This is a genomic window from Nocardiopsis coralliicola (assembly GCF_054779695.1).
On the sequence record NZ_BAAGXT010000042.1, the window covers coordinates 1 to 12,869 of the forward strand.

The window sequence follows — 12,869 nt, forward strand, 5'->3', positions numbered from 1 at the left end:
GTCCGGTCCGCAGGCACCCCCGCCCGGGCCGCCCGGGACCTGGCCCCCCGCCGCACCCGCGCAGCGCGGCGGGCGGCCGGGGCGCCCGCCCTCCGTGCGGCAGGCCGCTCCCTACGCGCCGGTACCCGAAGCAGGGCGGCAGCCCGCTGCGCCGGAGCCGCAGCAGCCGCCCGGGCCCTCCGCCCCCGAACCGGTGCAGCCGCCGCATCCGGCGCCGCCGCGCCGGGACGACGTGCCCGAGCCCGAGATGCTTCCGCCGCTCGCTGAGGCGCCCGACGACGGCGCCATCGACGACGCCGAGCCGCAGACCGTCCGGCTGGCGCCCCGGCGCGGTCCGGCCGGCGCCGGCCCGAGCGCGCCGGAGCCGGCCGCCCAGGAGCCGCCGGAGCCCGCTCCGCTGCCGGAAGCCGACGAGGCCGGCGAGAGCACCGTGCGCCTCAACCCGGGAGGTGCGGGCGCGCCGGCCGCCGGGTCTGCTGCGCCAGCCGGCCCCGCGCTCCCCGGTGCGGACGGAGCGGACCCGGGGGACGAGACCGTTCGGCTGGGCCCCGGCCCCGCACCCGCGGGCGCCGCCCCCGGCGGCACCGACGAGTTCGAAGGGACCGTGCCGGTGCGCCCGGGCGGGCGCACCACCGCGGGCCGCGGAGCCGCTCCGCCGCCCGCTCAGCAGGCGCCGGCACCGCAGCGCGGTCCGGGAGCGCCGGAGCAGGCCGGCGGGCACGCGCCGCCGTCCGGCGGCGCACCCGCAGAGCACCAGTGGGGCCAGCTGACCGGCGGGCACCAGTCGCTCCTGCACAGCGCGCCGCCCGCTCCGGTGCGGCCGCAGCCGCAGCCGCAGCCGCAGCCCCAGGGGCAGGGGCAGCAGCCTCCGCAGGGGCATCCGGCGGCCCCGCAGCCGGCCCCGCCGCAGCCCGACCCCCAGGCCGCTGCCTGGGGGCCGCCGGCCCAGACCGGGCAGCAGCCTCCTGCCGCGCCGTACAGCGCCGGGCCCGCGCAGCAGCAGCCGGCGCCGCCGCAGCATCCGTCGCAGCCGAACGCCGGCTTCGCGCCGCCGCAGGGCCAGCAAGGGCAGCAGGGGCCGCCGCCCTACGGGGCGCCCGCGCAGCCGGGTGCGCCGTATGGGGCGCCGCCCTACGGGCAGCCCCAGCAGTACGGGCCGGCCGGCTACGGTCCCCAGCCCTATGAGCAGCCGCCGATCCAGGCGGGACCGGAGGAGTTGGACACCTCGGCGCTGGTGCGCGGCGGCGGGAAGAAGAGCAAGCCGCGCGGCGGCTGGCGCAAGGCCGTGCACGCCGCGTCGCTGGGCCTGGTGAGCCCGGGCGAGTCGGCGGCCGACAAGCGCCGCAACGAGCTGGTCGGCCGCGCCCGCACGCACGTCGCGGGCGGCCACCACCGGGTGGCGGTGCTCAGCCTGAAGGGCGGCGTCGGCAAGACCACGACGACGGTCGCGCTCGGCTCCATGCTCGCCTCGCTGCGCGGGGACCGGGTGCTCGCCGTCGACGCCAACCCCGACCGCGGCACGCTGTCGGACAAGGTGCGGCTGGAGACCGCGGCGACCATCCGGGACCTGCTCAACGAGCAGCACGCGATCACCCGCTACGCCGACATCCGCGGGTTCACCTCGCAGGCCGCGAGCCGGCTGGAGATCCTCGCCTCCGACCGCGACCCGGCGGTCTCCGAGGCGTTCAGCGAGTCGGACTACCGCGAGGTCACCCGGCTGCTGGAGCACTACTACTCGATCTGCCTCACCGACTGCGGCACCGGACTGCTGCACTCGGCGATGCGCGGCGTGCTGGGACTGGCCGACCAGGTCGTGCTCGTCAGTTCACCCTCGGTGGACGGTGCCCGCAGCGCCAGCGCCACGCTGGACTGGCTGGAGGCGCACGAGTACGGCTACCTGGTGCGCGGCGCGGTCGTCGTCCTGTCCATGGTCCGCTCCAGCGGCAAGAGCTCGGTCGACCTCGACCGCCTCGAGCAGCACTTCGCCGGGCGCTGCCGCGCTGTGGTGCGCGTGCCGTGGGACCCGCACCTGGAGGAGGGCGCCGAAGTCGACCTGGAGCGCCTGGCCACGTCCACCCGGGACGCCTACCTCCGCCTCTCCGCCACCGTCGGCGAAGCCTTCGCCTGGCCCCGCTGACACCCTCGGGCCTCCCGGCCGGGGAGGCCCGAGGTGTGGGTTAGCATCGGTCCAGTCCGGCATGCCGGCCAGGAGGGTTCGCATAGCGGCCGAGTGCGACGGTCTTGAAAACCGTTAAGTCCTTACGGGGCTTCGTGGGTTCGAATCCCACACCCTCCGCTGCAGCGCCGCCGAGACCCCCACTGACGTGGTGAAACACCACCGAAGCGGGGGTCTTCGCGTGTCCGGGCCGATGCAGCCGTGTGCCCCCGTGTGCAGCCCGCAGCGGGCGTCTGCGGAATATTCGCGGAATGCCTCCGCGCGCGTTCGCGCAGCTCATCACCCAGACATCCCGAACAGCCCCGGTGTTCCGAGGTCCCGTATGGCGTGCCAGGCCGTAGGCGGCCATGCCGCATGAGCTTCACTGGGCGGCCTATCGGGAATTGTGGAGACCCCCTCCCTTTGCAAGGGCTCACGTGGCGGCATGGATCGGACTCATCGGAACACTCATCGGTGCAGGGGCCACGCTTCTCAGTCAGTACCTCGTGAAGAGGTCCGAGAAGCACGACGATCGCATGATGCTGATGGTTGCCCGGAGCGCCCAGCTCGTTGCCCTTGCCAACGACTACCGGAACCGCGTCTGGGAGGAACGCAGTCTGGGGGTCGCGGATCGGGTGTCTGCCTGGAACCTTCAGGACTACCGATTGGCCGAGGCGCACATCAGCATCGTGTGCCGTGCTCCTTCAGTACGCCTCTCGCTTCGCGAGCTGAACGAAGCGGGAAAGGAGCTGGGCAGAGTATGGCGAACCGATGCGTCGAAGGAGCCCGAGGTGGAAGCAGCGGGGCGTAGACACCGCGAGGCCCTTGGCAGCTTCATCGAAACAAGTGCTGACTACATCGCCGCGATGGGCAAGAGTGCAGTATGAGTAGTGCCAAAGCGGGGTGCTGATGCTGGACGGGATCCTGCCCGCGACGGCAGGGTGCAGCCACGAGATGGCCTTCACACCTGGACGGATCACCGACGTCTGCGCAGATCCGGACGCGCGGTGGGGGGAAGGACCGCCGGGGGCGGACCGGGGCGCCGGAAACGCGGGTACCGTTGCGTGACACGTGGGACGCGGGCCACATCCGGACCGGAGCGGCTCCGCGGCCCCTGCCGCGCCGAAGGGCGCGGCGGGCGCGCTCGCCGCGCCCTTGCGTCCCCCAGGGCCCGAGCTGGACGGGGTGGTGCTAGCACCCCGAAGCGCGGTCGGGTCCGCCGCCGCCGATTCGGGATCTGCGCACCATCGCGGGGCCGGTATCGGCGTCCGTAGGGTCGAACCACCGAAGAACCGGGGGCGTCGGACCCGCGGAAAGGCCCGGCCTGCCGCACTGCGGCGGGACGCGTTCCGCGGGACCGGTCCGAGCGCGCAGCGCGCGCCCGGAGCGCCGCAACGGCAAGGAGCGATCGATGACCCCCTCTGCAGCCTCTGCAGTGCAGGACGCCTCTCCCCCGGCGCGGCGGCAGTCACCCGAGCGGCGGCGCAGCGTGCCCGGCGAGGGCCGCGACCTCTTCCTCGACGCGCTGCGCCTCTTCGTGATCGTGCTCGTCGTGCTGCAGCACTGGTCACTGCCGGTGCTCGCCTACGAGGCCGGCACCGGAGAGCTGCGGCTGGACACCGTGCTCAGCACCGACGGGGGCTACATCGTCACCTGGTTCGTCCAGGTCATGCCGCTGATCTTCTTCGTCGGCGGCGCCGTCAACGTACAGAGCCACCGGGCCGCCAAGGCCCGCGGGGGACGCTCCTCGGAGTGGATCGCGCGGCGGCTGCGCCGGCTGGCGTGGCCCGTGGTCCCGCTGACCGCCGCGTGGATCCCCGCCTCCTACCTGCTCGACGCCGTCGGAGTATCCGACCAGCCGCTGTCGGTGGCCACCCACGCGGCCGGGATGGTGCTCTGGTTCCTCGCCGTGTACGTGCTCGTCATCGTCGCTACGCCGCTGCTCTCGATCGCCGACCTGAAGTACGGCTGGCGGGTCCCGGTGGCGCTGCTGGCCGGAGCCACGGCGGTCGACGCGCTGCGCTTCGGCTCCGGTGTCGACGCTGTCGGTTACGCCAACATCGCCTTCGTCTGGCTCGCCGTGCACCAGTTCGGGTTCCGCTACAGCGCGGGCGCGGTGGGCCGCATCCCCGCCGCGGCCATGGCGGCCGGCGGTTTCGGCACGGCCGTCGGGCTCGCCGCGCTCGGTCCGCACTCGGCGAATATGACCGGGGTGTTCGCGGTCGAGGCGTCCAACGTCTCTCCGCCGACCATGGTGCTCGCCGCGCTCGGCGTCGGCCAGATCGGCATCGCCCTCCTGCTGCGCCCGTGGATCGCCGTCTGGAGCGGGCGCCCGGTACCCGCGCGGTTCATCGGATGGGCCGGGCCGCGGCTGATGGCCGTCTACCTCTGGCACATGGCGCCGCTGGTCCTGATCGCCGCGGTCCTGGTGGCCGGGGTCGGGATGGCCACCCCGGCGCCGCTCTCGCCGATGTGGGGCCTGTGGATCCTGGCCGGAGCGGTCCTGCTGGTGCCGCTGCTGTGGGCGGTGGCGCGCTGGGCGGTCCGGCTCGAGGTGCCGCCGCGCCGGCTCAGCGGCGACCCGGGGCGGGTGCGCGCGCTCGCCGCGGCCGGCCTGATGGGCGGCGGCCTGCTCTTGCTGACCGTCGCCGGCCTGGGCACCGGTCCGCTGCCGGCGGTGGGCGCCGCCGCGGTGGCCGGCGGGCTCGCGATCACGCTGCCGCTGGCGCCGCGGGCGATGCCGCTGGGTGCAGCCGGGTGACAATTGCTGTTACTCGCGAGTAACATGGCGCCATGTCCACCATGAGCTCAGCAGAGTCGGACGCGGTCGCCTCCGGTTTCCTGGCCGCCGTCCCCTTCGCCCGCACCCTCGGCGTGGTCTTCGAGGAGCTGGAGCACGGCCGCGCCGTCCTCCGCCTCCCGGACGAGCCGGCGCACCACAACCACCTGGCCGGACCGCACGCGGGCGCCATGTTCACCCTCGCCGAGTCGGCGTCCGGGGCCATCGTCATCGGCACGTTCGGCGACACGCTCGACCGCGCCGTTCCGCTCGCGGTCTCCGCGGAGATCCACTACACCAAGCTGGCCATGGGCGACATCGTCGCCGAGGCCGTCCTGGGACGGGACCGCGCCGACGTCCTCGCCGAACTCGACGCCGGCGAGCGGCCCGAGTTCCCGGTCGACATCGAGCTGCGCACCACCGACGGCACGGTCACCGGCCGGATGACCGTCCGCTGGACCCTGAAGCCGAACAAGAACCCCGCCTAACGCGGCCGGTCGGCGGCCCCGAGGTCCGCCTCCGCCCCTGCCGAGCCGGCCCGCTGCACGCGGCGGGCCGACTCGGCTGCCCCCCGCTCCGCGTGCTCGCGGTGGCCCGCGCCCGCCCCCGCAGCCTCCGCACTCCCACCCGCCCCAGCAGGATCGGTGCGGCAGGAACGGGCCTTCCCGCGCTCGGCCGCGGGGGATACGGTCGGCCCGTCCGGGCGGTCGGCGACCGGTGCACACGCGGCGCCGGGGGAGCAGGGGCGGGTGGTCGGGTGCAGTTCAGCGTCGAGCGGAGCGCGTTCGCCGAAGCGGTCGCGTGGACTGCCCGGGTGCTCCCGGCGCGTCCCGCCGTCCCCGTGCTGGCCGGACTGCGGATGGAGGCCGGCGGCGGGCAGCTCCGCCTCTCGGGCTTCGACTACGAGGTGTCGGCGCGCTCGCAGGTTCCCATCACCGCAGCCGGACCGGGCAGCGGCACCGGCGCCGCGGTGGTCTCCGGCCGGCTGCTCGCCGAGATCGCCCGCATGCTGCCCGACGCCCCCGTCCAGGTTGCGGCCGACGGCGCGCGCGTCCGCCTCACCTGCGGCCACGCGCACTTCACTTTGCTCACCCTTCCGCTGGAGGACTACCCGCGGCTCCCCGACATGCCCGCCCGAGTCGGCACCGCACCCGCAGCCGACCTGGCCGCCGCGATCCGCCAGGTGGTGCCGGCCGCGGGCCGGGACGACACCCTGCCGATGCTCACCGGCGTGCACGTCGTATTCGGCGGCGAAGAGCTCACTCTCGCCGCCACCGACCGCTACCGGATCGCACTGCGCCGACTCGACTGGCACGCCGACCACCCCGACCCCGCCGCGTCCGCGCTGGTGCCCGCCCGAACTCTGCACGACATCGCCCGCTCCCTCTCCGCCGCAGACGAGGCGGCCATCGCGCTCAGCACGCTGCCGCTCGGCGCCGGCGCCGGCGCCGCGGCGGTGCGCAGCGAGGGCATGATCGGTTTCGATGCGGGCGGCCGGCGCACGACGTCCCGCCTCATCGACAGCGACTTCGCGGAAGTGGAGTCCCGCTTCCCCGACGCGTTCGAGGAGACGGCGGACGTTGCCGCTGGGCCGCTGGTGGAGGCCGTCAAGCGGGTCGCCCTGGTCGCCGACCGCACCTCGCCGGTCCGGCTCTCCTTCCGGCCGGGCGAAGTGGTCCTGGAGGCCGGTTCCGGCGAGGACGCCCAGGCCGCGGAGGCGCTCGCCGCCGACTACTCCGGTGCGCCGATCCGCATCGCCTTCGCCCCCGGCTACCTGCTGGACGGCCTCGCGGCGGTCCGCACCGAAGCGGTCCGGATCCGGATGGCCGCGCCCACTCGCCCCGTCGTCATCGCGGAAACCGGCGGTGCAGAGTTCCGCTACCTGGTGATGCCGCTCCGATCGGTCTGAACCGCTCCCGCCCCCGCCGCGGGGTGCGGGCGGCGGGTACGGGAAGGCGGGAGCAGGTCAGTCCGGGCAGCCTTCGTTGCTGCGGATCTGATCGCGGTCGAACGGCAGGAGCGCGTAGTGCAGACTGCGGTAGCGCAGCAGCCGCTGGGAGATCGGCACGGCCCAGCGCTGCAGGACCGGGTGGCGCCGCTGCAGCAGCAGGCTCGCGTGCCGCGCCTCGGGGCCCTCCAGCAGCTGGACCCGGCCGCGCACCGGCTGCCCGCACGGCTGCCCGCGGTAGCTGGACGGGCGGAGGTCGGCCACCGGATGGTCGCGGAGCTGCGCCGCGGTGGCGGAGTCTTCCCAGGTGCGGAAGAGCACCCGGTCGCCGTCGACGACGTAGCTGACCGGGGTGTCCGTTCCGGTCACCCCGTCGCTGGCGTAGGTGGTGAGGGCTCCGGTCTTGTAGGAGCGGAAGGGCCTGAGCGTGGCTTGGGTCATTCCGGCAGACTCCCGTCGGCAGTCGGGTCGCACCGGTGCGCGGATCTCGGCCGCTCGGCGGCGCTGCTCTCTCCCCTTCCCTTCCCCGAAGAGTGACCTCCATCACTTCGCGGCGGGGCGGCCGTTGCGGGCCGTATCCGGGCGCCAGAGCGGGGTCTGCCCCGTTTTTCCACAGGGCTGACCCGGGAAAATAGGGTTATCCACCGGCAATCCCCTGCTTGTACACAGGTTTATCCACAGGCTATGTGGACAACTGGGGACGCCCGGGGACACCGGTGAGGAACGGAGGCCGCAGGGGCAATCCGGCCTGCGGGTGCCTCCGGGGACACGGCGCCGCGCAACGGGCGCGGCGGACGGATGCGGGGCGCACCGGGCGGCAGCGGCCGCGCCGGAACGGTGCCGCGGGTAAGCCGGGTGCGGGGCGGATCAGGTGCCGTGCGGCAGCGACGAGGTGTCCCCGCCGCCGACCGAGGTCTCCATCCCCAGCTGGGCGCTGCGGCCGCGCAGGTAGCCCGCGCGGGCGCCGGCCCGATGGTGGGTGCGCTCCGGACGCGTCGGCTTCAACTGCGGGAAGCGGCGCTGGAAGTCCTCCTGGACACGGCTCACGTCGGCGCGGAGCACCAGGTCGGCTCCTGCTCCGCCGGCCGCACCCTCGCTGCTGCCGCCCTCGTCGCCGTCGGCGTCGTCGGATTCCTCGCGCAGCCGCGCGCGGAGCTCCTTGATGCGCTCGGCCACCGCATAGCCGTAGGCGCGGATGAACGACCGGTAGAAGCGGCTGCGCTCGGTGGCCAGCGCAGACCGGTCGAGGTTGCGCAGCTCGCGCAGGTCGGCGATGTGGTTGCGCGCCGTGAACCGCGCGGACGCCTCCATCTGCAGGGTGATGGAGGGCAGCAGTACGCGGAGCGAGTCCAGCGCAGTGTCCGTACCGACGATGATCAGGGTCCGCTCGGTGTTGGCGGCGGTGTTGCCGCGCACCGCGGACTGGCAGCCGAGCGCGGCCGCAATGCCGGCCAGCGCCTTCACCCGCGCCTTGCCGTGCCCGCCGACACCGGACACGGGGAAGTCGAGGCGCGAGACGGACTCGGCCTCTTCGCCGCGCTGGGCGCGCGCCTCCGCCTCGGCGATGGCGTGCCGCGTCATCAGTTCGGCAGCCTTCGCGGTGAACGCCTGGCTCTCCGCGTCGGTGACGGACGGGTCCTCGGCCATCCGCAGCAGGCCGCGGACGCGTTCGACCATCTTCGCTCGGGCGTCGTCGACGGACGTGTGGGAAGTCAACGGGCTCCTCTCGGTGACCGGCTCCGAGCCTACCGGCCACCCGCCCGCGCCCTCAGCGCCGCGCCCCTCAGTTGCGGCCGCCCGCGACGGTGCCGATGACGCCCAGGATCACCCACAGCACGGCGGCCGTGATGAGCCCGAGGCCGATCCCGGCGAACAGCCCGCCGGAGAAGATCGTGACGACCCCCACGCCCAGGCCGGCGAGCAGCGCCGGAGGGCCGGCGAACTTCCACGGGTACTGCGACGCCCAGCGGCGGGCCCGGCGGTCGCCCTTCGACGACAGCAGCGCCACGGCGCCGCCGACCAGGGCGAAGAAGAAGATTCCGGTGGTGAGTCCGCTGCTCAGCGCCAACCCGTTGCCCAGCAGGGACAGGGCACCGGTGGCGACACCCGCGCCGGTAGCCCACCCCCAGGGCCACAGCATCGTCGCCGAGGCGACGGGGGTGAATGCGTTGCCGCGCTCCAGCGTCATGTCCTTCTCCTTCGCAGCCGGGACCGTTCCCATCCAGACTGCCCGCGCATCGCAGGCAATCCATCAGGGCCCACCCCTGACTTACCCCTGACGCGCAGGCCGTGCACTCCGCCCAACGAGATGCGGCCCCGGTAAGTGCCCGCATGCGCCGCCCGGGACGGCCGGGGACGGCCGGAGACGGCCGGCCGGCGGAGGGCGCGCCGCCTCCGCGCCCGCAGTGCGCTCCCGGGCCGGGGAGACACCGGTTGTTAGCGTGGCCGCCATGACGCCCTACCGCATCGTGGACGCTTTCACCGACCGCCCCTTCGCGGGCAACCCCGCCGCAGTGGTGGTCACCGACGCGCCGCTGGACGGCGACCGGGCCCAGGACATCGCCACGGAGTTCAACCTCTCGGAGACCGCGTTTGTGGTGCGGCCGTCGCAGACCGGTGGTCCGTACGGGCTCCGCTGGTTCACCCCCTCCGTGGAAGTCGACCTGTGCGGCCACGCCACGCTCGCGGCCGCGCACGTCCTGTTCAGCGAGGAGCGCGCCGAGGAGCCGGTCCGGTTCGCCACCCGGGCGGCGGGGACGCTGTCCGTCACACGGGCGGACGGGCTGCTGTGGATGGACTTCCCCGCCAATCCGCCGCGCGAGGTGCCGGTTCCCGACGGCCTCGCCGCCGCCCTCGGCGCCGAACCGCGCTGGGCCGGCGCCGCCGGGACAGGAGACCTGGTGGTGGAGCTGGCGAGCGCCCGCGAGGTGCGCGAGCTGCGCCCGGACTGGGCGGCCCTGGTGCCCTACGCCGACCGCGGAGTCATCGTGACCGCGGCCGAGGAGCCCGGCGCCGAGCACGCCTTCGTCTCCCGCTTCTTCGCCCCCGCCGTGGACGTGGCGGAAGACCCGGTGACCGGAAGCGCGCACACCGCGCTGGCGCCGCTGTGGGGCGGGCGGCTCGGGCGCGAGGCGTTCTCCGCGGAGCAGGTCTCGGCCCGCGGCGGTGTGCTGCAGCTGCGGCTGCCCGCCGATGCGCCCGACCGCGTCGCCATCGGCGGCAGCGCGGTCTCCGTCGGTGAGGGCCGCCTGCTGTACTGACACATATCGGACCGTTGAATAGTGAATTCCGAACGGGGCGGAATTTGCCGCCGCCCGGTGCTGCGGTGCGTTGCTCCGGGCGGCTGGAATTGCGGGGATCCGGTCCGGGGAAATTGGCGCTGCGGCCCGGCGATGCCGGAATCCGGCGCCCGGAGCGCAAAGAGCACCCGTCGAGTACTGCGCTTGCGTTAGCGGCCGGCGCCCGGTCCTCCGGCCGGCGCTCCGGCGGGCGCACCCGCGCAGCCCGCTGGCGCCGCGGCGTTCAGCGCCTCCGGCGGCCGGGGGGCACCGGCGCCGGGCCGCCGGAGGCGAGGCGGCCTCCGGCTCCAGCCGGACCGGCCCCCGGATGAACCCCCCGCCCTGCCCGGTGCGGCCCAGGGCGCGCCAGGTGGCCGTGCTGCTCCGCTCGGCTCGGGCCACGGCGGCGCGCCTTCCGACAGGCACCGGGCGGCGCAGGCCGCAGGGGTCCCTACACGCAGCGGAGCAGGCCCGAAAGGCCGGCCGCGGCGAGCCAGTCCTGGCTGACCCGGAGCCACGGCGCGGGCGCCTCGGCGCCGGCCCGGGCCACTTCAACGCCGGGCGCAGGGCCGATCGGGGCATCGGTGAAGAGCCGGAACCGCGGGTACCAGAGGTGCAGCTCCGGGAGCGCCGCGGGGTCGGGGACGGCGCCGCCCGCGATGCCGTCGGAGGCGATACGCGCCAGCGCGTCGCGCAGGTCCGCGGCCGCGTCCGGGGCCGGCTCGCCGCCGAGGACCGCCGCCGCGTCGACTGCGACGCGCAACCGGGCCGGCAGCGCCGCCGCCAGCAGCGGCCACGCCTCGCCGAATGCGGGGACCAGCACCAGCTGCGGCACCTCGTCGGCGGCGACCCAGCGGATCTCCTCGCTCTCGGCGTTGCCCGCGCTGAACGGGCGCTGCGCGTCGGCGGCCGCGAGTACGGTGTCGTAGTGCCACGTCCCCGCGTCGGCGCGGAAGATGCCGGTCACATCGATGTCGCCCAGATCACCGGCCACCTCCTCGCCGAACTCGCGCAGCGCTGCCGCCACCGAGGTCTCCTCCGAGTCCATCGCGCCGCCCGGCAGTCCCCAGGTGCCGCCCTGGTGGCTCCATGCGGCCCGGTGCTGCAGCAGGACGCGGGTCCGCCCGTCCTCCCCGGCCGCGTGCAGGAGCAGGCCGGATGCTCCGAACCGCCCCCACCGGTAACTGCCGTCCGCCAGCTTCACCCAGCCGTTGCCGTCGCCTTCGCCCACCTCGGCTCCTCTCCGTCCCGACGCCGTATCCGTCCCGCAACACGCCCCGTGCCGCACGCGCACCGCACCGCGGCCCGCCGCCCCCGTTCCTATCGCACCCGGCTGCGCAGGCGAGGCCGAATGCGGCCAAGGCGGCCACGGTAGCGCCCCAATCGCTAGGATTCACCGTCGATGGCCAGCTCAGCCCCTTTTGCGGCGCGACTCCCGCTCTACGCCCTCGACCTCGCCCGCAGGTACTGGGCGCCGCTCCTGTGCGTCTGGTTCCTCGCCGACTTCCTGCACCGCATGGCGCTGCGGGGGATGGCGAAGCTCTCCGGCTTCGAACCGGTGCTCGGCTACGCGGTGCTCGGCATCGTCCTCCTGCTCCAACTCGCCGGCTACATTGTGATGTTCCACCTCCTGCGGCCAGCGCTGCCGAACGTGGACGCCGAGTACCGCCGGATGCGTGCCGGCGAGGGCCGGCGCACCATCGGTGAGGCCGAGCGGAACGTGGTGGATGCCGTCGCGATGGCGATCCTGCCGTTCCTCATCTTCTACAGCGCCTGGGACCTCCTCGCCGAGGAGTTCCGCCAGTTCCTCACCACCGCGGTGAACGACCAGGGCCTGGACACGCTGTTCGACCTTGGCGCCGTCGAGATGACCGGGCCGCTGCTGGCGATCGCGCTGGGCGCCTTCGGCCTGCGCGCGCTGTTCGAGCACCTCTACAACCGCTCCGGGAACAAGGCCGCCGGCGTGGCCACCGCGCTCTTCGAGTCGACCTGGATGTTCCTCGGCGTCTTCACCGTTGTGCAGATGGCCACGTCCTTCTGGACCTGGATGAGCGGGCGCGCCGCGGCCGTCGCCGTGCACGACGCGGCCATGGGCACGCTGGCCTGGTTCAACGAACTCGTCTTCCCGCTCCCCCTGCAGGCCGCGGTACTCGGCGCGGTCACCGCCGCTGCGACCGTCTGGGAGATGCTCAAGGGCGCGTTCGTGGAGCCGGTGCTGTGGCTGACGATCACCGCGGTCATCTACGGCGCCCAGATGGACCGCTACAGCGGCCTGTTCCGCCGCGGCAGCCGCGCCGACCGGATGGAGCAGGCGCTGACCCGGAAGGGGCCGTTCAAGGCCGGTGCGCGCTGGCTGCGCCGGGACGCCGCAGACAAGTACGTGCCGTTCCTCAACGCCTTCCGGTTCATCCTCGGCGTGAGCCCCGTCTTCTACCTGTCCTTCTCGCTCTACTACGTGCTGCTGGAGCTGGGCTTCGACTGGATGGAGCGCGGCATCTACACCGCTGTCGGCCCCGGCGAGTTCCTCGGCTTCTGGTGGCCGTGGCTGGAGCCGATGGAGATCGCGCTGGAAGCGGTCAAGTACCTGCTGCGGATCTGCCTGCTGGCCGCCGCCTTCGAACTCATCCTGCGGGCCTCCGGCGGGCCCGCGCGCGGGCGCCGCGCGCGCAGTTCCGCGCCGGCCTGAGGCGCGGCGGCGGGGCTGCCCGC

General features: G+C 74.4%; 11 protein-coding genes and 1 tRNA gene. 8 read left to right on the top strand and 4 right to left on the bottom strand.

Annotated features, from left to right (window positions below; genetic code table 11):
* Positions 1 to 232 precede the first annotated feature (232 nt).
* The 6 genes from ACYVGT_RS22335 to dnaN all read left to right on the top strand — a co-directional run bounded on the left by ACYVGT_RS22335 (position 233) and on the right by dnaN (position 6,843).
* Positions 233 to 2,137 (top strand): MinD/ParA family ATP-binding protein, encoded by a 1,905-nt coding sequence (locus tag ACYVGT_RS22335; protein ID WP_460861803.1) that lies wholly within the window; start codon positions 233 to 235, stop codon positions 2,135 to 2,137.
* 71 nt (positions 2,138 to 2,208) lie between these two features.
* Positions 2,209 to 2,296: transfer RNA gene (locus ACYVGT_RS22340), tRNA-Ser, on the top strand.
* Between the two features lie 296 nt (positions 2,297 to 2,592).
* Entirely contained in the window at positions 2,593 to 3,042 is a 450-nt protein-coding gene (locus ACYVGT_RS22345; RefSeq protein ID WP_460861805.1) for a hypothetical protein, read from the top strand.
* A gap of 524 nt (positions 3,043 to 3,566) precedes the next feature.
* Positions 3,567 to 4,916: an acyltransferase family protein gene (locus ACYVGT_RS22350; protein WP_460861808.1), complete on the top strand. Its 1,350-nt coding sequence runs from the start codon at positions 3,567 to 3,569 to the stop codon at positions 4,914 to 4,916.
* Between the two features lie 32 nt (positions 4,917 to 4,948).
* Positions 4,949 to 5,422, top strand: a complete 474-nt coding sequence (locus ACYVGT_RS22355; RefSeq protein WP_460861810.1) for a DUF4442 domain-containing protein — start codon at positions 4,949 to 4,951, stop codon at positions 5,420 to 5,422.
* Positions 5,423 to 5,691: 269 nt separating this feature from the next.
* Entirely contained in the window at positions 5,692 to 6,843 is a 1,152-nt protein-coding gene (dnaN, locus tag ACYVGT_RS22360; RefSeq protein ID WP_460861814.1) for a DNA polymerase III subunit beta, read from the top strand.
* Positions 6,844 to 6,900: 57 nt separating this feature from the next.
* On the opposite strand, the gene ACYVGT_RS22365 is transcribed toward dnaN, so the two are convergent.
* The 3 genes from ACYVGT_RS22365 to ACYVGT_RS22375 form a co-directional block, all read right to left on the bottom strand.
* Positions 6,901 to 7,323: a PPOX class F420-dependent oxidoreductase gene (locus tag ACYVGT_RS22365; protein ID WP_460861818.1), complete on the bottom strand. Its 423-nt coding sequence runs from the start codon at positions 7,321 to 7,323 to the stop codon at positions 6,901 to 6,903.
* Positions 7,324 to 7,749: 426 nt separating this feature from the next.
* Positions 7,750 to 8,559, bottom strand: coding sequence for a DUF2786 domain-containing protein (locus tag ACYVGT_RS22370; RefSeq protein WP_460861913.1), 810 nt, complete (start codon positions 8,557 to 8,559; stop codon positions 7,750 to 7,752).
* A 106-nt stretch (positions 8,560 to 8,665) separates the two neighbouring features.
* Positions 8,666 to 9,070: a hypothetical protein gene (locus tag ACYVGT_RS22375; RefSeq protein ID WP_460861819.1), complete on the bottom strand. Its 405-nt coding sequence runs from the start codon at positions 9,068 to 9,070 to the stop codon at positions 8,666 to 8,668.
* Between the two features lie 262 nt (positions 9,071 to 9,332).
* Here ACYVGT_RS22375 and ACYVGT_RS22380 point away from each other — a divergent pair, with 262 nt between their 5' ends.
* Positions 9,333 to 10,142, top strand: coding sequence for a PhzF family phenazine biosynthesis protein (locus ACYVGT_RS22380; protein ID WP_460861822.1), 810 nt, complete (start codon positions 9,333 to 9,335; stop codon positions 10,140 to 10,142).
* 469 nt (positions 10,143 to 10,611) lie between these two features.
* On the opposite strand, the gene ACYVGT_RS22385 is transcribed toward ACYVGT_RS22380, so the two are convergent.
* Positions 10,612 to 11,391, bottom strand: a complete 780-nt coding sequence (locus ACYVGT_RS22385) for an NUDIX domain-containing protein (protein ID WP_460861824.1) — start codon at positions 11,389 to 11,391, stop codon at positions 10,612 to 10,614.
* Positions 11,392 to 11,562: 171 nt separating this feature from the next.
* Between ACYVGT_RS22385 and ACYVGT_RS22390 the strand changes: the two genes are divergently transcribed.
* Positions 11,563 to 12,846 (top strand): hypothetical protein, encoded by a 1,284-nt coding sequence (locus ACYVGT_RS22390; protein ID WP_460861826.1) that lies wholly within the window; start codon positions 11,563 to 11,565, stop codon positions 12,844 to 12,846.
* The last annotated feature ends 23 nt before the right edge of the window (positions 12,847 to 12,869 follow it).

What these genes read in the sequence shown, in the direction of transcription:
- ACYVGT_RS22350 (WP_460861808.1), top strand. Translation starts at nt 3,567, where the DNA reads ATGACCCCCTCTGCAGCCTCTGCAGTGCAGGACGCCTCTCCCCCGGCG.
- ACYVGT_RS22355 (WP_460861810.1), top strand. Translation starts at nt 4,949, where the DNA reads ATGTCCACCATGAGCTCAGCAGAGTCGGACGCGGTCGCCTCCGGTTTC.
- ACYVGT_RS22365 (WP_460861818.1), bottom strand. Translation starts at nt 7,323, where the DNA reads ATGACCCAAGCCACGCTCAGGCCCTTCCGCTCCTACAAGACCGGAGCC.
- ACYVGT_RS22370 (WP_460861913.1), bottom strand. Translation starts at nt 8,559, where the DNA reads ATGGTCGAACGCGTCCGCGGCCTGCTGCGGATGGCCGAGGACCCGTCC.
- ACYVGT_RS22375 (WP_460861819.1), bottom strand. Translation starts at nt 9,070, where the DNA reads ATGACGCTGGAGCGCGGCAACGCATTCACCCCCGTCGCCTCGGCGACG.
- ACYVGT_RS22380 (WP_460861822.1), top strand. Translation starts at nt 9,333, where the DNA reads ATGACGCCCTACCGCATCGTGGACGCTTTCACCGACCGCCCCTTCGCG.
- ACYVGT_RS22390 (WP_460861826.1), top strand. Translation starts at nt 11,563, where the DNA reads ATGGCCAGCTCAGCCCCTTTTGCGGCGCGACTCCCGCTCTACGCCCTC.